Genomic DNA, 21,602 nt, shown 5'->3' with positions numbered 1-21,602 from the left:
GTTATAAGAAAAATCGCTATGCTGACTGCCAGATTTTTAAGTCGTCGCGCTGGTTTTGTAAGGTATGGCAATGGACTTCGGTAATTTGGGTTTTGTAGTCGCAGGCTTGGTTGTCGGGTTCGTTGTCGGAATGACCGGTGTCGGTGGCGGCTCGTTGATGACGCCGATTCTTCTATGGTTCGGCATCAATCCGGCCACCGCCGTCGGGACCGATTTGCTGTATGCGGCGATCACCAAGTCCGGTGGTGTGCTGGTTCATCAAAAGCACCGGAACATCGACTGGAAAATTACTGGCTGGCTGACATTGGGCAGTGTGCCTGCCGTTGCCATGACCTTGTTGTTCCTGAAATACCTCAACACGGATCCGCAAACGACCAATGCCGTTATCAAGCAGGCGTTGGGCTTTGTATTGCTGCTGACGGCGCTGGCTATTTTCTTCAAGCGCCAGCTCTTGGCGTTTGCCCAAAAACATGCGGGCGACCATTACCACCTCAGTAACCGGAACCTGAACCTGCTGACCATCGTCACGGGCGCGATACTCGGCGCGATGGTCGCTTTGACCTCCATCGGTGCCGGTGCATTGGGGACTGTGGCGCTGTTCATCCTGTACCCGTTCCTGGCGACCAAACGCCTGGTCGGCACAGAAATCGCCCACGCCGTACCGCTGACCCTGGTCGCAGGATTGGGGCACGCGAGCATGGGTAATATGGATTGGCACTTGCTGGGCTTTCTGCTGATGGGGTCGTTGCCGGGGATCTATATCGGCAGTCACCTGACTGGAAAAATTTCCGATGGCGTATTGCGTCCTTGCCTGGCCGTCATGCTGGTGTTCATCGGTTACAAGTTGGCGTTTTGATCTTGATCCCCGGCACGGCGCTGCCCCTCGCAGTGCCGTGCTTACGGGATGCCCCTGCGATTACTTGCGCGCCTCCAGTATCAAGTTGAACGGTGTTTCCGCTGCCCGGCGGAAATGCTTGAATCCGGCCTTGGTGAACACATCCCGCAACCGTGTTTCGCCCGCTTGAGCCCCGAGCCCCAAACCCACTTCCTGCGACAACGAGTTAGGCGTGCAGATGAACGTCGAGGCGGCGTAGAACAGTCGTCCTACCGGGGTCGCGTTTTCGTCGAGATGGTCATTGGCGTAGGGTTCCACCAACAGTACCGTTCCGTCGGGCTTGAGGGTTTCATAGGCGTGTTTGGCTGCGCCTACCGGGTCGCCCATGTCGTGCAGGCAATCGAAGTAGCAGATCAAATCGTAGTCATTGCCCGGGTAGTTCTTGGCCGTGCCCTGAACGAAGCGTACGCGATCGTCCACGCCACTTTCTTCTGCACGCTGGGTGGCGGTGGTGATGGAGGGGGCGTGGTAGTCGAAGCCGACAAAATTCGAGGCCGGAAAGGCTTTGGCCATGACCACTGTTGAAGCTCCATGCCCGCAGCCGATATCCGCGACCTTGGCACCGGCTTGCAGTTTTTCCACCACGCCTTCAAGCGCGGGTAACCATTCGCCGACCAGGTGCGCGCGGTAACCGGGTCTGAAAAACCGCTCGGTGCCGCTGAACATGCAGCTATGGTGATCGCCCCAGGCGAGGGCGCCATCGCCGCGCATGGCCGCAATCAGTTTGTCTTTGTCATGGTAAAACGAGGCAATCACCGAGGCACCGCCTGCGACATAAACCGGTGAGTCCTCGACCGCCAGCGCCAGAGCTTGCTCTTCTGGCAGGCGGAACTTCCCGTTGGCGTGTTCCATGTAGCCTGAGGCTGCGTGGGCGCTCAACCATTCACGCAACAGTCGCGCATTGCAACCAGTCTTGCTGGCCAGTACTTCGGGGGTGACGGGTTGGTTGTCGGCCATGGCCCGGTACAAACCGAGTTCATCGCCCAGGATCACGTTCGCGAGCATCGCTGCGCCGCCCATGTCGGAAATCAGCTTGCCCATGAAGTCATTGAGTTTGGCTTCGTCCATAACTGCTCCTCCTGAAAAAAGACCACCGATGAAGGAGGGCGCATGCGCAGGCAGCAACCTTTCAGACGGCGGTCGGACGGATGATCAGGGCGACAGTGCAGGCGCGTTGTGAAGCCAAATCGTCTGCCACGCGAATGCCCGGGCATGAGGTATGTCCGGGCGAGTGGGACGCGAAAACGTCGTCCTGCATGATGTCACTGTGGGGGCGCGCCCCACAGGACAATTACGATAGGCCATTGGCTCCAGCGTCGAGAGCGAGGTTTATCGACAGACTCGCTGCTTACGGACCCGGATTTGGCAACGTCCCCCCTACGGGGGACAAATTAAGTGTAGTACGCGAACAAGCACTGTGCCGCGTGCCAAGGAGTGAGCGGCGCGAACCTGGACAAACGGAGTGGTCTAAGCCGGCGTCGCTGGATACGGTTGCGGATTAAGCCCGCTGACCTAAGCTTCGCAACATGGCGATAGAAAATTCAGGCAACTGATCTGGATCTTTCGCTTTGATGCGCAATCATAAAGCGTGGATATCAAAAGGAGATGCGCATGCTCATTCGGTCACTGACCCTCGCTACTCTGCTCGCTGTCGCCGGCCCTTTGTTCGCCGCCGACAACGACACCCCTCTGGCCCAGGAGCGCGGCAGGAACCGGCCGCTGATCGTCATCGCTCCCAGCAGCATCGACCCGACGCTGGTCAGCCTGAAAAAGTCCCTGGCGGAACCGGCCAACAGCCAAGCCTTCAAAGAACGCAATATGGTGCTGTACACCGTGGTCAACCTTATGGGCCAACGTGACGGCAAGGACCTCGATGCACAAACCACCATGGCGCTGATCCGTGAACTGAAACTGGGCGTCAGTGGTGAGACCAAGGTGATTCTGGTGGGCAAGGACGGTGAGAAAAAACTCGACCACCTCGGCCCGATAGAAGCCAAGGATCTGTTCGCCACGATTGACCAGCTTCCAGCCGCCGAGAAAGAAGCGGCGCCACCTGCGCCGCCGCCGGTAGAGGCTGCGCCGGTCAAGGGCGGTAAAGGGAAGGGCGGCAAGGCTGCAAAAGCTGCAGCACCACCGACACCCCTGGACGATTGATCATTGCGTACGGCCTTTGCGCAAGGCAAAAAAAACCCGACGCCACCGAAGTCGCGCCGGGTGTGTTGCCAGTCAGCGAGCGGATATCGTGGGTCCGCACGCTGACTGTTGAACCCCTACGGGCTTAGGCTCGTTCGATCGCCAGAGCAACGCCCTGACCGCCACCGATGCACAGGGTGGCGAGGCCTTTCTTGGCGTCACGCTTGATCATCTCGTGCAGCAGCGACACCAGCACCCGGCAACCTGATGCACCAATCGGGTGACCCAACGCAATCGCGCCACCGTTGACGTTGACCTTGCTGGTATCCCATTCCAGCTCTTTGCCGACCGCCAGTGACTGTGCGGCGAAGGCTTCGTTGGCTTCGATCAGGTCCAGCTGATCAAGGCTCCAGCCGGCCTTGTCGAGGCAGCGGCGGGTCGCGGACACCGGAGCGATGCCCATGATCGCCGGGTCGACGCCGGCATTGGCGTAGGCGGCAATTTTTGCCAGCACCGGCAAGCCCAATTGCTTGGCCTTGTCGGCGCTCATCAGCAACACCGCAGCGGCGCCGTCGTTGAGCGAAGAGGCATTGCCGGCGGTGACGCTACCGTCTTTCTTGAACGCCGGTTTTAGCTTGGCCAGGGACGCTGCGGTGGTCTCGGCGCGAGGTTGTTCGTCGACCGCGAAGGACAACGGATCGCCTTTGCGCTGCGGGATCAGGATCGGCGTGATCTCGTCAACAAAACGCCCGGCCTCGATAGCGGCTACGGCTTTTTGTTGCGAGGCGGCGGCGAAAGCGTCCTGCTCCTCACGGGTCAGGTGGTACTTGTCCACCAGGTTCTCGGCGGTGATGCCCATGTGGTAATCGTTGAACGCATCCCACAGGCCATCGCTGATCATGCTGTCGACCATTTTCGTGTGACCCATGCGCAGGCCGGTGCGAGCGGTCGGCAACACGTACGGCGCCAGGCTCATGTTTTCCATGCCGCCGGCGATGATCACCTCGGCATCGCCGCAACGAATCGCCTGCGCGCCCAGATGCAGCGCCTTGAGGCCCGAGCCGCAGACCTTGTTCAGGGTCAGCGCCGGTACGGCGTGGGGCAGGCCGGCGAGGATCGACGCCTGACGCGCCGGGTTCTGGCCTGAGCCTGCGGTCAGTACCTGACCGAGGATCACTTCATCCACCTGATCCGCCGCCAGACCGGTTTGCGCGAGCAATTGACGAATGACCGCGGCACCGAGTTCCGGCGCTGGAATGCTGGCGAGCGACCCCTGAAAACTGCCAATGGCGGTACGGGTGGCGGCAACAATCACGACTTCTTGCATCGAATTTCTCCTCAGGGTGCGGTTCAGGCGAACTGCATTTCCGGAACGTGGTCGGGAACGATCAGTTTACCAGCAGTCTTGCTGACGATTTCCTCGACGCTCACACCGGGTGCGCGCTCCTTGAGAATGAACGCACCGTTCTCGATTTCCAGGTAGGCCAGATCGGTCAACACGCGTTTGATGCAATTGGCGCCGGTCAGCGGCAGGCTGCAACGTGGCAGCAGCTTCGATTCACCATCCTTGGAGGCGTGGGTCATGGTCACGATGATGTTGTCTGCGCCGGCCACCAGGTCCATTGCACCGCCCATGCCCTTGACCAGTTTGCCGGGGATCATCCAGGAGGCAATGTTGCCGTGTACGTCGACTTCAAAGGCGCCGAGCACGGTGAGGTCGATGTGGCCGCCACGGATCATCGCGAAGGATTCGGCGGACGAAAAAATCGAGGCGCCAATGCGTGCGGTGACGGTCTGTTTGCCGGCGTTGATCATGTCGGCGTCGACTTCGTCGTCAGTCGGAAAGGCGCCCATGCCGAGCAGGCCGTTTTCCGATTGCAGCATGACTTCCATGCCTTCGGGGATGTAGTTGGCGACCAGGGTCGGAATGCCGATGCCGAGGTTCACGTAGTAGCCGTCTTGCATTTCGCGGGCGACGCGCTGAGCCATTTGTTCGCGGGTAAGAGCCATTGTTATTCTCCGTTGAGCTGGGGGCAGGGGATCACTTACGCACGGTGCGTTGTTCGATGCGTTTTTCGAACGTGCCGCAGATGACCCGGTCGACGTAGATGCCAGGGGTATGGATCTGCGAAGGGTCCAGCTCGCCGGGTTCGACGATTTCTTCGACTTCGACCACGGTGATCTTGCCGGCAGTGGCTGCCAGCGGGTTGAAGTTCTGCGCGGTGTGACGGTAGATCACGTTGCCGAAGTGGTCGGCTTTCCAGCCTTTGACGATGGCGAAGTCGCCGGTGATGGATTCTTCCATCAGATACGGACGGCCCTTGAACTCGCGGATTTCCTTGCCTTCGGCCACTGGAGTGCCGACGCCGGTGGCGGTGAAGAACGCCGGAATGCCAGCGCCGCCAGCACGCATTTTTTCCGCCAGGGTGCCTTGCGGGGTCAGCACGACTTCAATCTCGCCGCTCAGCAGTTGCTTCTCGAACAGGGCGTTTTCGCCGACATAGGAGGCCACCACTTTGCGGATCTGCCGGTCTTCCAGCAGCACGCCCAAACCAAAACCGTCGACGCCGCAGTTGTTGGAAACCACGGTCAGATCGCGGGTGCCTTTGCGCTTGATCTCGGCGATCAGGTTTTCCGGAATGCCACACAGACCGAAGCCGCCAGAGATCACGGTCATGCCGTCTTCGAGGCCTGCCAGAGCCTCCTCATAGGAACTCACGCGCTTGTCGAAACCTGCCATATGCACCTCTTTTATTCTTTGTGGGCGGCTGGCTAGCCGTATGGATGGAGTGTTGCTCTACCAGATTGATTTGATAAGTTGATTTTTAAGGTTGATTGATAGATAAAACTCAGTAATCGGTTGCGGTTGCATGTTGAGGAACGGTGATGACAGTCAAGCAGATCAGGGCGTTTTTGGCGGTGGCGCAGAGTTTGAGCTTTGCGGTGGCCTGTGAGCGGCTGCATCTGTCGCAGTCGGCGTTGAGTTTGACCATCAAGGCGCTGGAGGACGGACTGGGCGGGCGCTTGTTCAGCCGTACGACACGCAACGTCGCGCTGACCCCGGAAGGCGAGTCCTTGCTGCCGCTGGCCCGGCGGTTGATCGCTGACTGGGACAATACCGAGGATGAAATGCGTCAGCGTTTCACCCTGCAGCGCGGCCGGGTGACGCTGGCGGCGATGCCATCGTTTGCCGGCAACCTGCTGCCGCCGATCCTCAAGACCTTTCGTGCGCGTTACCCCAAGGTCAACGTCACGGTGAACGACGTGATCAACGAGCAGGTGCTGGAAATGGTCCGTGATCGCCAAGTTGAGTTGGGTGTGGCATTTGAGCCGATGCAGAGTTCGTCGCTTGCGTTCACTCCGTTGTATGTCGACCGCTTTGTCGCGGTAGTGCCGAGTGATTCACCGCTGGCCGAGCGTGCCGAGATTGACTGGAAGACCCTGTTGGAGCAGCCGTTTATCACGTTGCAGCGGCCGTCGACGGTGCGGGTGATGCTTGAGGAGCACTTGCTGGCGCGGCAGATGAAGCTGCCGGTGGAGTTTGAAAGTCATCAGTTGGCAACCGTCGGGCGGATGGTTGCCAGTGGGCTTGGGGTTAGTGCTGTGCCGGCGTTGTGTGTTGAGCAGATGCGTGAACTTGGGGCTTGTTGCATTACGTTGAGTGATCCGGTGATTGAGCGGGCCATCGGAGTGTTGACCAAGCCTGGTCATGAGTTGTCGGCGGCGGCGCAGGCGTTGTTCGACATCCTCAAAGGCGAAGTTCGTTGACCTGTGGGAACTGGCTTGCTCGCGAAGGCGGCCTGACAGCCGGCCAATCTTTCACAGACGCACCCAGTTCAACTGTGGGAGCGAGCTTGCTCGCGATGGCGACCTGACAGCCGACCCATCTCTTGCGGATGTACACCAATCAAAACTGTGGGAGCTGGCTTGCCTGCGAAGGCGGCCTGACGGCCGGCCAATCTCTTGCGGATGTACACCAATCAAAACTGTGGGAGCTGGCTTGCCTGCGAAGGCGGCCTGACAGCCGGCCAATCTTTCGCAGATGTACCTCAATCAAAACTGTGGGAGCGAGCCTGCTCGCGAAGGCGGCCTGACAGCCGACCAATCTCTTGCAGATGTACATATCCATTTCTGCGGTAACGGCCACTTACGGTTTCGCCCTGACGGCGACTCACTTTTTTTACAAGCGCCAAAAAAAAGTAAGCAAAAAAACGCTCGCCCCAAGCGTACGGCACCTCGCCTAGGCTCGGCGTTCCCTCGCTCCGGTGTCCATCAGGGGGCATCGCCTACGGTCTGCTGCGCGACGACCTCCTCTCGATGTGTCCGGCTGCGCCGTACGGCGCTGCGCGCCAACCCCCTGCTGAACACCTCCACTCGGCCTCCCGACGGGGCGGGTGGATCAAGATCAACGGCAACAGCACGGCGGCCTGACAGCCGGCCTGAGTGGTTGGGGCGCGTGCGGCTTTGTGGTGGTGAATTGTTGCTTTCATGACCTGACTTCAACGCGGTCTCGGGTTTTTACACAGGGTTGAAATACGCTGAAGGACTACATCCGTAGCAGCTGTCGAGCCTGCGAGGCTGCGTTCGGCCGCGCAGCGGTCGTAAAATCAGGCACCGCGTTCTTTCAAGCAAACCGCATACCCAGGATTTGCGAGGACTTCGTCCTCGAACGCAGCCTCGCAGGCTCGACAGCTGCTACGGGCGTGGTCCTGCGCCACATTTCAAAGTACTAGGCGGTGAAGTTTCTGGGCGAACTCGTCGGAGATTTCCCGCGTGCTGTGTCGGTGTGCATGAACTGGTGCGTGATGGGCTTCATCGATAGTCTTTGGGCTGTCACTGCAAATTCAGTGACAGGGTGTGGAAGCCCTTCAAACGTTAGGCGCATAAGCGCCACCATGATGTCTGGCGACTTCAATCCACACGTTAGGAATAAGAACAATGAACACCTATAACCCCGATCCACCCTATATCCCGCCCACTTCCCACCCCTCCAACCGCTACATGGCCCTCACCAGCAACTGCTCTGACATGCCGACCCTGTTCGTCGATACCCACGCGCCGCTCGATATCCTGCTCAGCGCAGCCGGTTATCGTATTCGTGCGGTGACTCAGGTGCTGGAGAACCTGGCCATGCGCGGGGAGATTGCCAGCGACTCGGTGATCCTCAACGATTTCGCGTTACTGTGTGCCATTCCGTTGCGCGACGGCTGTGATCTGCTGGACGTGCTCGGGCGGCGGTTGCCGGAACCCGTTTCGGATTCAGTTAAATAGCGTGTTCGGTGCAGTCGATCTTCTTCTCAATCCTGCGACAGGCTTTTCACGAATCGCTCACATCCTGGAGCGCAGATTGAGCTGACAAAAGGATTTGACCCCATCGACAGCGAGCCCGCCATGTGCGGGCTTTTTGCTCTTGATTGGTTTTGCGGTGAGATGGCTTGCGACAAGGCCCGTGTTGACACATCAAGAGCGGGTGTTTGGCAAATTACGCGGCAACCGCCTGTTGCTGTTGCTTGAGCAGCGGTACGGCGCGCACCGAATTGCCCGGTTGCAGTTGCAGGTGCTTGGCGGTCAAACGATCGACCAGCAGGCTGTTGCCGACCTGTCGGGCGCGGGCGGTGGTGATGCGGCAGTTTCTCAGGCGTCGGTTGTGTATCAGCCAGATCGGCGCGTTGTCGTCCGGTGTACCGACCTCCAGGTCCAGCGACTGGCTGTCGCGTACGGCACGGATCTTCGGGATCTGGGCTTCGATTACTGGACCGCCGTCGAAGATGTCGATGTAACCCTTGTGGGAAAAGCCTTCGGCGCAGAGGATTCTGCGTGCCGGTTCGGCGTTCTGGTGGGCCTTGCCGATCACCGCCTGAGCCTGCTCGGTGAGCAGGCAGGTGTACAACGGTTGGCGTGGCATCAGCTCAGCGACGAACGATTTGTTGCCGAGCCCGGACAAGTGATCGGCGTGGCTGAAATCCATTTTGAAAAAGTGCCGGCCGAGGCTGTCCCAGAACGGCGAGCACCCGTGCTCGTCGGCGCTGCCGCGCAGTTCGGCGATGAGTTTTTCGCCAAACAGCTGCGGGAACTCGGCGACAAACAGTAACCGCGCGACCGACAGCAATCGGCCGTTATGGCCCTGGCGTTGATCCGGGCTCAGGAACAACGAGCCAATTTCCGATTGGCCGGTCATCTCGTTGTTAAGAAACAAGGTCGGGATTTGCCGCTGGATCCCCAGGTCAGCGGATGTATTGACCGTCAACCCGACGCGATAGTTGTACCAGGGCTCACGCAGCCCGACGGCACCTGCCAGGGCGCTGACGCCGATCACTTGCTGATCGTCGTCTTCGAGCACGAACAGGTAGTCGGCGTCGGCCCGTTCTACCTGTTCGGCGAAGGTTCGCTGTGCCCAGCGCACGCGGTGGGTCAGGCGTTCTTCGTTGGCCGGTAGCGTGGTGAATCCCGGGCCGGCGCGGTCTGCCAACGCCAGCAACGCGGGCAGATCGCTCATTTGAACCGGGCGCACGATCATGATGGAGCTCCTTGAGTGCGGATGATCTGCTTCATAGCGCAATCAGCCGAACCGGGCTGCCGTTGTCCAGTTGCAAGGCGTCGAGCTGGGCGGCGTTGAGCATGACGGGCGCGTCCGCGCTCCAGTCCAGTTCGGCGACAATCGCCCGGTAGTTTTCCAATGCGTCATTGCTCAGCAGGTACAGCGTCTTGCCGCGGCTGTGTGCACTCAAGTGCGCAACGGCGGTGCGGGTCTGAGCGATAGAGCGAATGCTCGGGGTGCGTGCAAAAAGCGTTGGCCCACCGTCGAACAGATCGATGTAGCTATTGGTCTCGAAGCCTTCGCGCTCAAGGATATCGAAGGCTTCCTGACCATCCGGGTGAATCCGGCCAATACACTCCTGCGCGCTTTGCGGCAGCATCGGCACATAGATCGGGTAGTGCGGCATCAACTCGGCGAGAAAGCTCCGATTCTGCAAGCCGCAGAGGCGCTCGGCCTCGACGTAGGGCAGGTCGAAAAAATGTTTGCCCAGGGCATCCCAGAACGGTGACTCCCCCGCGTCGCTGCTGTAGCCGACGATTTCGGTAATCACCGCGTCGGAAAAGCGTTGAGGGTGGGCGGCGATGAACATCAGCCGGGCTCGTGAAAGCAATTCCGAGGTCGGCGTGCGCTCAAGCTCGGTGTTGATGTGGAAACCGCGCAGTAAGGTGTGGGCACTGAGGTCCTGGCATAACGACAGCGCTGGCACTCCGTGCTGGATGTTCAGCTCACGGGACTCACTGGTGAACGGGCGGTTGCGCAGGCTGTAGAAGGGCTCATTGAAACCAGCGGTCGCGAGGACTTCCGAACAGCCCAGCAGCTGTTGGCTGGCCAGATCCTCAAGCACGAAGAAATAATTCTCTGCGCCATTGCTTTGCGCCTCGCTGGCAAACGAAGCGCAGGAGCCGAGAATCTTCTGGCGCAGGCACTCGGTGTCGTCCGGCAACGAAGTGACGCCTACCAGGCTGTCGCGCGCAAGTTGCTGCAACTGAGGCAGGTCGGATAACTGAACTGGGCGTAAGGCCAGCATGGATGTACTCCTGTATCTAAGGGCCTGATGCCGGGCATCAGGCTTGACAATCACTGTCGGTTTCCACGCGTCACAATGGCGGTCGGCCAATCCCTGTCAGCAACCGCTCGACTTTCCAGACACTGGCCTCTTTCAACTGTTGGAGGGGTCTGGCAACACCGTGCTGGCGCCGATTCTGTTGAGGAAAAACAGGTAGACCAGACCGACCGCAATCCAGATGCCGCCGAGCTTCTGCGCATCGACGCCCATGTTGTACAGGATGGCGCTGACAATGATGAAGCCGATCACCGGGCAGATCAGATGGCGAACCACCTGGCCGGATTTCTGCCGCCGCCAATAATAGTTGATCACCGTCAGGTGCAGCAGCATGAAGCCGCTCAGCGCACCGAAGTTCACCAACGAAGTCAGGGTGTCCACCGAGTTGATGAACAGGTAGCAGATCAGCAGCGACAGCACTGCCACCAGGTAAATGCTGACGTACGGGGTGTTGTGTTTGGGGTGTACTTTGGCCAGCACTTTGGGCAGTTTGCCGTCGCGTGCCATGCCGAACAGCAGGCGCGACACGGCGGCTTGCGAGGTGATCGCCACCGCCACGCCCCAGGCCAGTGCCGTGGCCACACCGGTGACGGTCGCCAGCCAGCTACCGGCGGCGATTTCGGCGATTTCATAGAACGCGGTATCGGCGGACTTGAAGCCCATGCCGGCGGCCAGGTCCGTGGCGATCCAGGTCTGCACGACGAAAATCACCCCCATCACCACCAATGTGATCAACGCGGCTTTGCCGACGCTGCGGCCGGGATCACCCTTGATCTCTTCGGCCAGGGTCGAAATGGCGTCGAAGCCAAGGAACGACAACACGGCAATCGACACCGCCTGCATCAGCAGCGCGAAGTTGAAATTTTCCGGGTTGTACAACGGCGCCAGAGTCAGCTGACCGTTACCGGCACCGCCGTGCAAGGCGGTCCAGGCGTAGAACAGGAAGATCCCCAGCACCACCAGTTGTGCCAGTAGAAAGATGATGTTCATCCGTGCGGTAAAGGTGATTCCCCGCAGGTTGACGAAGGTTGCGCTGACCAGGAAGGCGAGGATGAAACCGACCTTGGGAATGTCCGGGTACAGGTGATTCAACGCCATCGCCGCATACACGTAGAGCAACGGCGGGATCAGCAAGTAGTCGAGCAGCATCAGCCAGCCGGCGATAAAGCCGACATGCGGGTTCAGCCCGCGTTGTGCGTAGGAGTAGACCGAGCCGGCAATTGGAAAGGCTCGCGCCATGCTGCCGTAACTCAATGCCGTGAACAGCATCGCCACCATGCCGATGATGTAGGCCAGCGGCACCATTCCAGGCGCCTCCTGATTCACGTAGCCATACACTCCGAACGGCGCGATGGGGATCATGAAAATCATCCCGTAAACCACCAGATCGGTCAGTGACAGGCTACGCTTCAACTCTTGCTTGTAGCCGAACTCTTCTATTTCCATGAAGCGGTTCTCCTTGTAAGCCAATACGGCAATGTGTTTGAACCTGGCAGGTCAAAACACGCTACAGCGTTTGTTATCGTTGTTTTATCACTACAACCCTCCGTGTTTTTTTGCAGCTTGAAACTGTTTGCCTGACGCGTCGCGTTACAGCAGCGGAGTCAGATAATCGTTCCAGGTCTGGACCGCCAGCCGGTTGCGCAACAGGTCGTTGCGCACCTCGATCAGTACCGAATCGATACCACGGGCGTCGCCGTGAAACGGCACCGTCATGTCGCTCGCCGGATTGATTGTGTAGGGCTGATTGCCGGCGACTCGCAGTGGATGCCTGGCCAACCCGTCGATCAGGCGCTTTGCATAAACCTCGGCCCGCGCATACAGCACGCCGGCTTCCAGCGCCCGGGGCTGGCCGTAGTAGATCGGTGTGAAACTGTGGATACCCACCACACGCACCGCACGGCCTTCGGCCAGACGTGTATCGATCAGTTCGCCAAGGCGCGTGTGAAATGGCTGGAACAGACACTGGCGACGGTATTCGCGAGTCGCTTCGTCGAGGTGCTGATTGCCGGGGATCTGGTAGATCTCGCTCTTGGCCGGGATGCTGTCCGGGGCTTGCAACGGACGGTTGAGGTCGATCAGCAGGCGCGAGTAATTGGCCGCCAGCAGAGTCACGCCGAGGGTTTTCGACAGACTTTCGGCCAGCGCCAGGGCGCCGATGTCCCAGGCAATATGCTCGCGCGCGGCCTCGCCGCTCAAACCCAAATTGTTCAAGGCTGTCGGGATGTAGCGGCTGGCATGTTCACAGACCAGAATCAGCGGGTGCTCGGACGCTTCCCGACTCAGGCTGTAAGCCGGCTCGGGGTAGAGCCCAAACTCGGCGGACTCAGTAGAGGCGCGCATAGTGCTCACACAGTTCGGCGGGCGACAGGTGTTGGGTCAAGGCCAGTTCCTCGGTTTTGACGGCGAAATAGGTGTCGAGCAAGGCGCGTGGCAAAGCTTCCAGCAGGGCTTCGCTGTCCCGCAGGTGACTGAGGGCCTGGTCGAGTGAGGCGGGCAGGGCGACGATGCCACGGCGCTGGCGTTGTTCTTCGTTCAGCGAATCCGGGACTTCATCGGTGATCGCGTTTAACGCCAGACGTTGCTCGATGCCCAGTCGGCCGGCAATCAGCATGCCAGCCATCGCCAGATGAGGTGAGGCCGTGGCGTCCATGGCGCGGAACTCGAGGTTGTATTGCGCGGCCTCGGATTTACCGCCCAGGCTCACGGTCGGGCAGATCCGCAACGAGGCTTCGCGGTTACGTTGCCCCAGGCATGCGTACGAGGCGCTCCAGTGATGAGGTTGCAGGCGCTCATAGGAAATCGGTGTCGGCGCCGTCAATGCGCAGAGTGCCGGCAGGTAGTGCAGCACCCCGGCAGCCCAGTGCTGACCGAGGGTCGACAGACCATTGGCGGTCCCGGCGTCATACAGCACCGGATGGCCGGACAGATCATGCAGGCTCAGGTGCAGGTGTACGCCGTTGCACACCGCGTGCTCGGAAGTCTTGGGCGCAAAGCTCAGGTTCAGGCCCATTTGCCGGGCGATCTCGCGCGTGATCTCGCGCACGTTGACCGCCCGGTCGGCCGCTGCGACACCCTGGGTCGGCCGACAGGTAATTTCGTATTGGTGTTTGCCATATTCGGGCAGGAACATTTCCGGCTCGACCCCGCCGGCGCGCAAGGCGCTGAGCAGCCAGCCGCCGAACGCCGCGCCTTGACGCTGGGCCTCCAGCGAAAACGCCAGATGCTCGGCCTGTGGGCTGTCGGTGGTGAGGTTGAATTCGTGCTCGAAGGCCGAGGTGATGTGCAACCCCAGTTCATCGTGGTAACGCTGCACTTCATTGCGCAACAGCGTCCGCGGGCAGGCCGCCCAAGGACGGCCGTCGGTTTCGCAAATGTCGCCATGGATAAAATCCAGGGCCGGCGCACCGGCATCGGGGCCGTTGCTGACCGTCACGCGACTGGCCAGATCCGGGATCAGCCGCAAGTCGCCGTAGGCACCCCACGGGTTGCTTGAGGCGATGATGTCTTGTGGGGTCAGCGCGCTGTTGGCCGGGACCCAGCCGCAACCGGCGGTTTGGTAATGTTCCAGTTCATCGGTGGGAAACGAGCGGCCACGCGTCACGCCGATCAGGTCAGTGGTGACGATGGTGGTTATTGCCACGGGTGTCAGGGGCTCACTGCTATTGATGCGACTCATGCCTGCAACGCCTGCAAACGGTCGAGCACGGTGTGGGTGTCGGTGATCCAGCAATAGCCCTTGATCGCGTTCAGGCACGCCAGATGGCGTTGTGCGGTGTAGGTCGCGCAGGCGTCTTCCACCAGCGTTACCAGATAACCGCGGTCGGCCGCATCGCGCACGGCCATGTCGACGCACTGATCGGTGACGATGCCGGCGATGATCAGATGACGGGTTTGCAGGTTGCGCAGCACGTAGTCGATGTTGGTCGAGTTGAAGACTCCGGAGGAGGTCTTGGGCAAGACGATTTCGTTCTCGACCGGTGTCAGCTCTTCAATGATCGCAGCTTGCCGGCAGCCTTTTGGCAGGTGCATGTCTGACAGCTTGTGGTCCAGCGAGCAGTCGCGACCGTCGGCGGTGAGGCTTTCGATGATCGTGTGCAGGACGTTCTGCCCGGCCGCACGCGTTGCGGCCAACAGTTTGCGCTGGTTGGGAATCACCTGTTGGCGGGTACGGTTGAGAAAGTACTCGGCGTCAGGCCCCTGCAGATGCGGGTCGAACTGCGGCTCAAGCCAGGCGCGTTGCATGTCCACCAGCAACAGCGCGGTGTGGTCGCTGGCAAACGGCAGGTCGCGGGGCGAGCGATGGGGGAGCATAAACATCCTTATTTTTCCTCCAGCAGGTGAGTGGTGAAATCGCTGCGTAGTGCATCGATACCTTCCAGTCGCTCGGCAAGATCGGGGCAACGCAGCGACAGGCAGGCAATCAATGCCTCGACCTGGGCCAGTGCCGGCACCAGGGTGTCGAAGGCTGACGCCGACTCCACGGGCGCGGTGATCACCAGATCCGCCATCTCGCGCAGCGGTGAGGCGTAGATGTCGGTGAACAACACGACGCGCGCATGCCGGTTCCTGGCCGCGCTGGCGACGCGCAGTGCCTGGGATTGATAGCGTCGATAGTCGAACACCAGCACTACGTCCTGGCGTTGCACATCGAACAGCCGATCGGGCAGTTGCGCGTTGTCTTCCAGGGCGAAGCAGCCCGCACGTAACAGACGCAAGTGATTGAGCAGGTACTGGGCGAGGAAGCTGCTGAAGCGTCCGCCGAAGCAATGCACCTGATGCCGTACATCCAGCAGCAACGAAGCCAGAATCCGCACATCTTCGGGCTGGGTCAGGGCCTGGGTTTCCAGCAGGGCGCGGTGACTGTCCGCCAGATAATGGGTCCAGGCATCGTCTTGCTTGAGGTGCGAACGCGGTTGCAACAGCGCACTGGGCGAGCGCTGCCGGTGATCCATGTCGCTGAGGAGCGCGTCCTGAAATTCGGCATAACCACCGAAGCCGAGTTTTTTCACCAGACGCACGATAGTCGGATCGCTGACCCCGGCATGTTCCGCCAGGCGCGACATCGGGCCAAGCCCGTTACGCGGGTATTGGTCCAGCAAAGCCCGTATGACTTTGCGTTCCGACGGCGTGAGGTCCAGGCCGGGATCAGTGATCCGGTCTCTGAGTGAGGGCATCCGAGCTCCTGCTGGAGGGTTATGTTGCTTTTGTTTCATAATCCGTTAAATGAGTATTTATGTAATTTATGCTACATGTCTAGTGAATTTTTTCTGCTCTCGCCAAGGCACCAAAGTGGGGCGAAAGTCTTGTCTGACGGGGCCTGCGCGGGTTTCGACTGATGTTGTACGTCAGTACTTCATTTCATGTAGGAGATTGGCTTTCGGCGCGTGCAGGATCGCCAAGATCGCAGCCTGCGGCAGCTCCTACGGATTTACGTACGGATTCGACTGTTCGGCGTAGGAGCTGCCGCAGGCTGCGATCTTTTTGGGGCCACTAACGTTTAGCTGACAGGTATTACGCAGACGTCTGTTGTTGCGGCAAAATTTGTCTGTTGCATGATCGGTTGTACACTTTCGTACCCGCAAACCTGAGTGATCCCACGTGCCGGTAACCCGCTTGACCTTGATTTGCCATGCTCGAACCGTCGCACAAAAACTGGCGCGTTTTCCTATGGATGAGCCGCTGGAAATGGATTGGCAAGCGGTGAAGGGCAGTCGTTCGGGGTGCTTCAAGCGCGCGCCACAGTTGCTGGGTGGGCCGGAAACCCGGATCAGGCAGACCGCCGAACTTTTTGGTAGCGACCTGCAGATCGTGCCGGCGCTCGGCGACTATGATGTCGGGCGTTGGCGCGGGCAGCGCATCGACGATCTACAAAAGACCGAACCAGAGGCGTTGCACACCTGGCTCGGCGACCCGGCCTCGGCCCCGCATGGTGGCGAGTCGGTGACACAACTCTGCCTGCGAGTGGGCGACTGGCTGGACGCACTGTGCACAACGCCTGGGCATTTCGTGGCAATTACCCATCCTTTTGTGATCCGCGCAGCACTGATGAAGGTGATGCAGTGTGGCCCCGAGGCGTTCAACCTGATTGACGTCGAACCGCTGTCAGCCACTGAACTGCGTTTCAATGGCCGTTGGCGCCTGCGTTTGTTGGACACGACTGCGCACAGCGAGGTGAAGCATCCATGAAGCAGCTACTGATCATCGGCATTGGCGCCGGTAATCCCGAATACATCACGATGCAGGCGGTCAACGCGTTGAACCGGGTCGATGTGTTCTTTCTGATGGACAAGGGTCAGAGCAAGGACAAGCTGATCGACCTGCGGCGGGAAATCTGCGAGCGCTATATCACCGATCCTGCCTACCGCTTCGTCGAGGCTCACAGCCCCGAGCGGGAGCGCGGCGATGTGGACTACAACGCCAGCGTCGTTACACTTAATCGCGACAAGCAACAGACCTTCGAACGGCTAATCAACGAGGAGATGGCGGACGGCGAATGTGCAGCGTTTCTGGTGTGGGGCGATCCGGCGTTGTACGACAGCACTCTGCGGATTTTGCAGGCGATCCTCGATTCGGGTCGCTGCACCTTCGACTTCGAAGTGATCCCTGGCATCAGCAGCGTCCAGGCGTTGGCGGCGCGGCACAAGGTGCCGTTGAACCGCATTGGGCGTTCCATTGAAATCACCACCGGCCGCCGACTGGCTGCGGGCCAGGTCAGCGATGCCGACAGTCTGGTGGTGATGCTCGACGCAGAAGATTCCTACCACCAGGTTGCCGATCAGGAGCAGCAGATCTACTGGGGCGCCTACCTTGGCACGCCCGATGAAATCCTCATTTGCGGCAAACTCAAAGACGTCGCTGACCAGATCGAACGGGTGAGAAAAGCTGCGCGGTTGGCCAACGGCTGGATCATGGACACGTATTTGTTGCGCAAGCCTGAGTAGCCTGCGTGAGTGGCTTGTAAAGGCCTCAATAAACCCAGACTTCCACCCGGCGATTCTTGATCCGTCCTTCATCGCCACTGTTGGCCGCTACCGGCATCTCGGCGCCGAAGCCACGAATCTCGCGAAACACCACACCGCTTTTCACCAGCTCGCGGCGTACCGCCATGGCGCGAAGTTTCGATAGCAGGGCGGCCCGCTGCGAATCGGTCTTGGCATCGCCGAAGCCGACCAGTGTCACCTGTTTGTTCAGCTTGTCGTGTTGCCTTAAATAGTCGAGCACGCGTGACAGGTCCTGCCGGGCCTTGTTGTCCAGGCTGGCGCTGCCTTCTTCGAAGCGAAAATTCACCGTGAGTCGTTGTGCGTGAGCGGTGATTGTCTGGTAACCGTCAGGCATGTGCGGATTCGGTGCGACGTTCATGGCTTGCACTGTCTGTGCGATAAAACCATTGGCGGCGACAATCTCCTGGCCCTTGCTGCTCTGGGCGAATTTCACCAACGCGTCGCTCCAGGGATTCTGGTCGTTGGGTGGCACATAGAAATACAACCGACGCGACAGTGGATAGTCCTCGGTGGCGATCAGGCTGGCGAGCGGCAGCATCGGCTGCGAGTCGCCGTCGACAATCGCCAATGCCCTGGCCTGGCGCACGTAAGGCAAGCCGATGAAGCCGATACCTTGCGGGTCCTGGCTGACCGCATCGGACAGTTGTTCGCTGGACTCGAAGCGTTTTGCCGACTCGGCCAGCGCTTTCCCGCGATGACTCAGAACCAGTTCCTTGAAGGTGTCATAGGTGCCTGAGTGGTCGTCCCGGGCATAGAGGTGTATAGGCCCGCCGAGGCCGCCGAGTTCTTCCCAGGTTTTCACTTCACCACTGAAAACACGCGCCAGCTGTTCGGTGTTCAATTGAGTCAGCGGGTTTTGCGGGTGCAGGATGATTGCCAGGCCGTCGATAGCGATGACTTGCTCGGCGTTTGGACTTTTCAGGTCGCCGAGGGCTTCGAGGTCGACCAACTCGCTGTCCTTGATCGGGCGCGAGGATGCTGCCAGATCGGCGCTGGCGTTTTTCAGCGCGGCGAAACCGGTGCTGGAACCGTGGGCGGCGATGTCCACGACCACCCGCTGACCTTGGGCCGTCTGGCCGACAATGTGCTGTTCATTGTATTTATCCGAGGCTTCGCTATGGACCTTCAGCAACCCTTGTTCCAGCAGCAACCCTTTGGCCAGCGCCGGGCCAAGGTCCGCACCAATGGTGTTGGAGCCTTGAATGCGCAGGGCAGGGCCGCGCTCGGGGGTTGGCAGCGCAGTGGCGGTGGCAGATAAAGGAAGCAAACCGCAGAGCAGCAGCGGTAACAGAGCGCGCAGCATCAGGCCGGCACCTTCTAAGGCCAAAGGAAGTGTCGGGAGAATAAGACAGTAAGGTTGCGCAAATATGACACTTGGCCAAATGTGACGGCGTGTCTCTGGAACAGGCCCCAGGATCTACGCATTTTTCCGTTCTAACTCCCGTAGCAGCTGCCGAGCCCGCGAGGCTGCGTTCGGCTGCGAAGCAGTCGCTGAATCAGACAGTGCGCTCTTCCAGGCAAACCGCGGGTTCAGGATTTGCGAGGACTTCGTCCTCGAACGCAGCCTCGCGGGCTCGGCAGCTGCTACAGGAGTAGTCTTTCAGCGTATTTCAACGTTGCATGATTCTCAGGCGGCTGTTGCCACCCGTGGACCATAGCGAAGCAGCGGCTTTGTTCTATCCTGAAAGTTGAAGACAAACCTCAGGAGGAGGGCTCTATGGCAAACGAAAAGAAGTATGAGCAATACGAAGATCGCGAAGATGAAAAGCCAGACGAGGCGACCCCGGAAGAGAATCCGCCGGATCCCACCTGGAAACATCCGGACGACGGCAAAAGCCTTTCGGATCTCGATCAGGAATGGCCTCTGAAACCCTGAAACATCAGCCCCTCGCACAATGCCCGTGACCCGTCGCGGGCATTGTGTTGTCTGCGTTGCGCTTTAATCCAGGGCTGTCGTGGCGTCTACCGGCTGTGGGCGTGCGAGCACGTTATACGACACGCGCGGGACGCCTGGCAGACGGTTATCGAGCAACTTGCTCAAGGACTCGCCCTGATACAGATAGGCATCGCCAAAGTCGCGACCGAGCATCGTCGGATGGGCGACGATTTCCAGCAGCCCGTCTGCCGGTGGCGCGGCGTTGCGCACATCCACCGGGGTACAAACGTAGTCCGCTGTAGCACCGGCAAGGCTGCGTAAACGCCGGTTGAGCAGGTGTTTGAACACGCACGTGGGAAGGCTGAGGTTGTGCCCCAAATTGCGTGCCAGACGCACCGGAACGCCTTGGCGGGCGGCAAAGCGCGCGACGATCTCACCGATCGGCCAGATAGTGTGAACATGCTGATGGGAGTCGAGGTGGCTGGGCCGCAGGCCGTTGTCCAGGCAGTGTTGCCATTGCGCTTCGAGCTCTTGCAGCACCGCATCGCGTTGCTGACGGGCGAGCCACAAGCGGTGGCGTGGCAGGTTCAGGTCGAACTCGCCAGTCGTGTCGCAAAAGTTTGGTAACTCGAGAATCGCCCGGCTGAGGGGCCGGCCGTACGTGAGGTTGACGTGCAGTCCCACGCGGCCCTTGAGCAGTGGCTGTTGCGCCAGCTCACAGGCCGCTGCGAAGGCCGGCATGTTGGCCATGACGGTAGCGGAGCTGATCACCCCGGCCTGGAAGGCCCGCAGGATGACTGCGTTTTCGTTCAGGCTGAGACCGAAATCGTCAGCGTTGACTATGACTTGGCGAGGCATTTTCGTCCTCCATGAGATGTGCAGTGGGCGCGATTTATTATCGACGCCGGTCACGACGGGGGGGCGGGTCAAACGTGCGACAGCTGCCGCAGGTTTGGCTTGCCACTGTTGCAGCCTCGGTTTGATGTGCTGCCAGCCCTCGTCCAGACCCCAGCGAATCCACTCATCAAGCAGCACTCGGCCGCTGCCCAGACCGGCATATTGCGGCAGGAACGCCAGGTTGTAGTCGTAGAGCCGACCCTGTTCCAGCAAGCCTAGACGATAGCTGATGCAACGCCCGTCAAGTTCCAGCACGACCACGCGTACCCGCCCTTGGGCGGCGAGGTCGGCCGAAAGACTGTGACCTGGTTCTCGATTCTCGGCGTGGCGCCGTTCACGCTGTTGCTGCCTCATGTGGACCTGTTCTGGACCAGTGTGCTGAGCGTGGTGATCGGCTTCATCCTGGCTTCGGCGTTCTCGGCTATCGTGGTCTACGCTCAAGAACAAGTACCGGGCAACGTCCGGATGATTGCCGGGGTGTTCTTCGGTCTGATGTTTGGTTTCGGCGTAAATTGGCCGCCAGGAAGCTCGAGGCGATTGCTGTTTGATCGTTTCTTTGGCGTTAAAGGAGGGGAGTGTTTTCGCCCCGTTTTTATGTGAATCTCTGTGCATGCTACTTGGTCGGAGGGATCCTTATGTTGCGTTTGTTATTACCTGTGCTCTGCGCGCTGGTGGTCTGGCCCAGCATTACCAGTGCCGACGAAAGAGCCGCGGCTTATCTGCTAAGTCCGGGTGACGTCATTTCGGTTTCCGTTTGGGGCGAAGAGAAGCTGAAACAGGAGGTGCACGTACTTCCTGATGGCAGCATTACCTTCCCGCTGGCCGGACAAATCGATGTTGCGGGGCTTGATGCCACTGCAGTTGCAAAGAAAGTCGCTGCCAGGCTTAAGGAGTTCATACCCGATCCGAACGTGAGCGTTGTCATCACGAGCACCGCAGGCAATCTCGTCTATGTGCAGGGTAAGGTGCTGAAGCCCGGCACCGTACAGATGTCAGGTCCAACTACAGTGCTGCAAGTATTGAGCATGTCGGGCGGGCTCGACAAATTCGCCGACAAGGAGGGCATCAAGGTCGTGCGCCGCAATGGGGCTAAACAAGAGATCCTGCCCGTCCATTACAGCGATTTGATGTCCGGGAGTGACATGTCCACCAATATTCAACTCCAGTCCAGCGATACGCTGGTCGTGCCTTAGCCT

Annotated in this window: 21 protein-coding genes and 2 pseudogenes; 9 read left to right on the top strand and 14 right to left on the bottom strand. The window is 59.7% G+C overall.

Annotated elements, in window-relative coordinates:
• Positions 1 to 70 precede the first annotated feature (70 nt).
• Positions 71 to 856, top strand: a complete 786-nt coding sequence (locus BK659_RS13020) for a sulfite exporter TauE/SafE family protein (protein ID WP_123425465.1) — start codon at positions 71 to 73, stop codon at positions 854 to 856.
• 60 nt (positions 857 to 916) lie between these two features.
• On the opposite strand, the gene BK659_RS13015 is transcribed toward BK659_RS13020, so the two are convergent.
• Positions 917 to 1,963, bottom strand: coding sequence for a class I SAM-dependent methyltransferase (locus BK659_RS13015; RefSeq protein WP_123425464.1), 1,047 nt, complete (start codon positions 1,961 to 1,963; stop codon positions 917 to 919).
• 543 nt (positions 1,964 to 2,506) lie between these two features.
• On the opposite strand from BK659_RS13015, the gene BK659_RS13010 reads away from it, so the two are divergent.
• Entirely contained in the window at positions 2,507 to 3,049 is a 543-nt protein-coding gene (locus BK659_RS13010; RefSeq protein WP_123425463.1) for a DUF4174 domain-containing protein, read from the top strand.
• A 124-nt stretch (positions 3,050 to 3,173) separates the two neighbouring features.
• On the opposite strand, the gene BK659_RS13005 is transcribed toward BK659_RS13010, so the two are convergent.
• From BK659_RS13005 to BK659_RS12995, 3 genes are read right to left on the bottom strand one after another with little or no spacing between them, the layout of a single operon-like run.
• Positions 3,174 to 4,355: an acetyl-CoA C-acetyltransferase gene (locus BK659_RS13005; protein ID WP_123425462.1), complete on the bottom strand. Its 1,182-nt coding sequence runs from the start codon at positions 4,353 to 4,355 to the stop codon at positions 3,174 to 3,176.
• A 23-nt stretch (positions 4,356 to 4,378) separates the two neighbouring features.
• Positions 4,379 to 5,038, bottom strand: coding sequence for a CoA transferase subunit B (locus tag BK659_RS13000; protein WP_123425461.1), 660 nt, complete (start codon positions 5,036 to 5,038; stop codon positions 4,379 to 4,381).
• A 31-nt stretch (positions 5,039 to 5,069) separates the two neighbouring features.
• Positions 5,070 to 5,768: a CoA transferase subunit A gene (locus BK659_RS12995; RefSeq protein WP_019689787.1), complete on the bottom strand. Its 699-nt coding sequence runs from the start codon at positions 5,766 to 5,768 to the stop codon at positions 5,070 to 5,072.
• Positions 5,769 to 5,914: 146 nt separating this feature from the next.
• Between BK659_RS12995 and BK659_RS12990 the strand changes: the two genes are divergently transcribed.
• Together BK659_RS12990 and BK659_RS12985 are read left to right on the top strand one after the other, a co-directional pair.
• Positions 5,915 to 6,796 carry a LysR family transcriptional regulator gene (locus tag BK659_RS12990; protein WP_123425460.1) on the top strand — a complete coding sequence of 294 codons (882 nt, stop codon included), beginning with the start codon at positions 5,915 to 5,917 and terminating at the stop codon, positions 6,794 to 6,796.
• Between the two features lie 1,170 nt (positions 6,797 to 7,966).
• Complete coding sequence (locus BK659_RS12985; protein WP_123425459.1) at positions 7,967 to 8,299, top strand: hypothetical protein; 333 nt, start codon at positions 7,967 to 7,969, stop codon at positions 8,297 to 8,299.
• A 211-nt stretch (positions 8,300 to 8,510) separates the two neighbouring features.
• Here BK659_RS12985 and astA read toward each other — a convergent pair whose 3' ends face one another.
• The 7 genes from astA to BK659_RS12950 all read right to left on the bottom strand — a co-directional run bounded on the left by astA (position 8,511) and on the right by BK659_RS12950 (position 15,806).
• Positions 8,511 to 9,545 carry an arginine N-succinyltransferase gene (gene astA / locus BK659_RS12980; protein ID WP_123425458.1) on the bottom strand — a complete coding sequence of 345 codons (1,035 nt, stop codon included), beginning with the start codon at positions 9,543 to 9,545 and terminating at the stop codon, positions 8,511 to 8,513.
• Positions 9,546 to 9,576: 31 nt separating this feature from the next.
• Positions 9,577 to 10,593, bottom strand: a complete 1,017-nt coding sequence (locus tag BK659_RS12975; RefSeq protein WP_123425457.1) for an arginine N-succinyltransferase — start codon at positions 10,591 to 10,593, stop codon at positions 9,577 to 9,579.
• 132 nt (positions 10,594 to 10,725) lie between these two features.
• Positions 10,726 to 12,075: an APC family permease gene (locus tag BK659_RS12970; RefSeq protein ID WP_123425456.1), complete on the bottom strand. Its 1,350-nt coding sequence runs from the start codon at positions 12,073 to 12,075 to the stop codon at positions 10,726 to 10,728.
• A gap of 144 nt (positions 12,076 to 12,219) precedes the next feature.
• On the bottom strand, positions 12,220 to 12,972 hold the full coding sequence (locus BK659_RS12965) for an N-formylglutamate amidohydrolase (protein ID WP_123425455.1): 753 nt from the start codon (positions 12,970 to 12,972) through the stop codon (positions 12,220 to 12,222).
• A complete protein-coding gene (locus BK659_RS12960; RefSeq protein ID WP_123425454.1) occupies positions 12,956 to 14,308 on the bottom strand; it encodes a type I glutamate--ammonia ligase in 1,353 nt (450 codons plus the stop codon). Before BK659_RS12960 ends, BK659_RS12965 begins: the two co-directional genes overlap by 17 nt.
• A complete protein-coding gene (locus BK659_RS12955; protein WP_123425453.1) occupies positions 14,305 to 14,949 on the bottom strand; it encodes a cysteine hydrolase family protein in 645 nt (214 codons plus the stop codon). The genes BK659_RS12960 and BK659_RS12955 overlap by 4 nt, the downstream gene beginning before the upstream one ends.
• A 2-nt stretch (positions 14,950 to 14,951) precedes the next feature.
• Positions 14,952 to 15,806: a MurR/RpiR family transcriptional regulator gene (locus tag BK659_RS12950; protein WP_123425452.1), complete on the bottom strand. Its 855-nt coding sequence runs from the start codon at positions 15,804 to 15,806 to the stop codon at positions 14,952 to 14,954.
• Positions 15,807 to 16,230: 424 nt separating this feature from the next.
• On the opposite strand from BK659_RS12950, the gene BK659_RS12945 reads away from it, so the two are divergent.
• Positions 16,231 to 16,818, top strand: coding sequence for a histidine phosphatase family protein (locus BK659_RS12945; RefSeq protein ID WP_123425451.1), 588 nt, complete (start codon positions 16,231 to 16,233; stop codon positions 16,816 to 16,818).
• Positions 16,815 to 17,573 (top strand): precorrin-6A synthase (deacetylating), encoded by a 759-nt coding sequence (gene cobF / locus BK659_RS12940; protein WP_123425450.1) that lies wholly within the window; start codon positions 16,815 to 16,817, stop codon positions 17,571 to 17,573. The genes BK659_RS12945 and cobF overlap by 4 nt, the downstream gene beginning before the upstream one ends.
• A gap of 25 nt (positions 17,574 to 17,598) precedes the next feature.
• Here cobF and BK659_RS12935 read toward each other — a convergent pair whose 3' ends face one another.
• Positions 17,599 to 18,939, bottom strand: a complete 1,341-nt coding sequence (locus BK659_RS12935) for a substrate-binding domain-containing protein (RefSeq protein WP_123425564.1) — start codon at positions 18,937 to 18,939, stop codon at positions 17,599 to 17,601.
• Positions 18,940 to 19,350: 411 nt separating this feature from the next.
• Between BK659_RS12935 and BK659_RS27750 the strand changes: the two genes are divergently transcribed.
• The gene (locus BK659_RS27750) at positions 19,351 to 19,509 is read left to right on the top strand and encodes a hypothetical protein (RefSeq protein WP_185015357.1); all 159 of its coding nucleotides are present in this window, start codon (positions 19,351 to 19,353) and stop codon (positions 19,507 to 19,509) included.
• A 63-nt stretch (positions 19,510 to 19,572) separates the two neighbouring features.
• Here BK659_RS27750 and BK659_RS12930 read toward each other — a convergent pair whose 3' ends face one another.
• The gene (locus BK659_RS12930; protein ID WP_123425563.1) at positions 19,573 to 20,367 is read right to left on the bottom strand and encodes a carbohydrate deacetylase; all 795 of its coding nucleotides are present in this window, start codon (positions 20,365 to 20,367) and stop codon (positions 19,573 to 19,575) included.
• Positions 20,339 to 20,709, bottom strand: a pseudogene (locus tag BK659_RS12925) (GNAT family N-acetyltransferase); the annotation flags it as partial. The gene BK659_RS12930 and the pseudogene BK659_RS12925, both read right to left, overlap by 29 nt.
• Here BK659_RS12925 and BK659_RS12920 point away from each other — a divergent pair.
• Together BK659_RS12920 and BK659_RS12915 are read left to right on the top strand one after the other, a co-directional pair.
• Positions 20,677 to 20,913 (top strand): annotated as a pseudogene (locus BK659_RS12920) (MFS transporter); the annotation flags it as partial. The pseudogenes BK659_RS12925 and BK659_RS12920 sit on opposite strands and share 33 nt — an antisense overlap.
• Positions 20,914 to 21,041: 128 nt before the next feature.
• Positions 21,042 to 21,599 carry a polysaccharide biosynthesis/export family protein gene (locus BK659_RS12915; RefSeq protein WP_123425449.1) on the top strand — a complete coding sequence of 186 codons (558 nt, stop codon included), beginning with the start codon at positions 21,042 to 21,044 and terminating at the stop codon, positions 21,597 to 21,599.
• Positions 21,600 to 21,602 lie beyond the last annotated feature (3 nt).

Source organism: Pseudomonas brassicacearum, from assembly GCF_003732225.1.
GTDB classification, from domain to species: Bacteria; Pseudomonadota; Gammaproteobacteria; order Pseudomonadales; family Pseudomonadaceae; genus Aquipseudomonas; species Aquipseudomonas brassicacearum_E.
The sequence above is the reverse complement of the archived record's forward strand: the minus strand, read 5'-3'. Positions and strand labels throughout refer to the sequence as shown.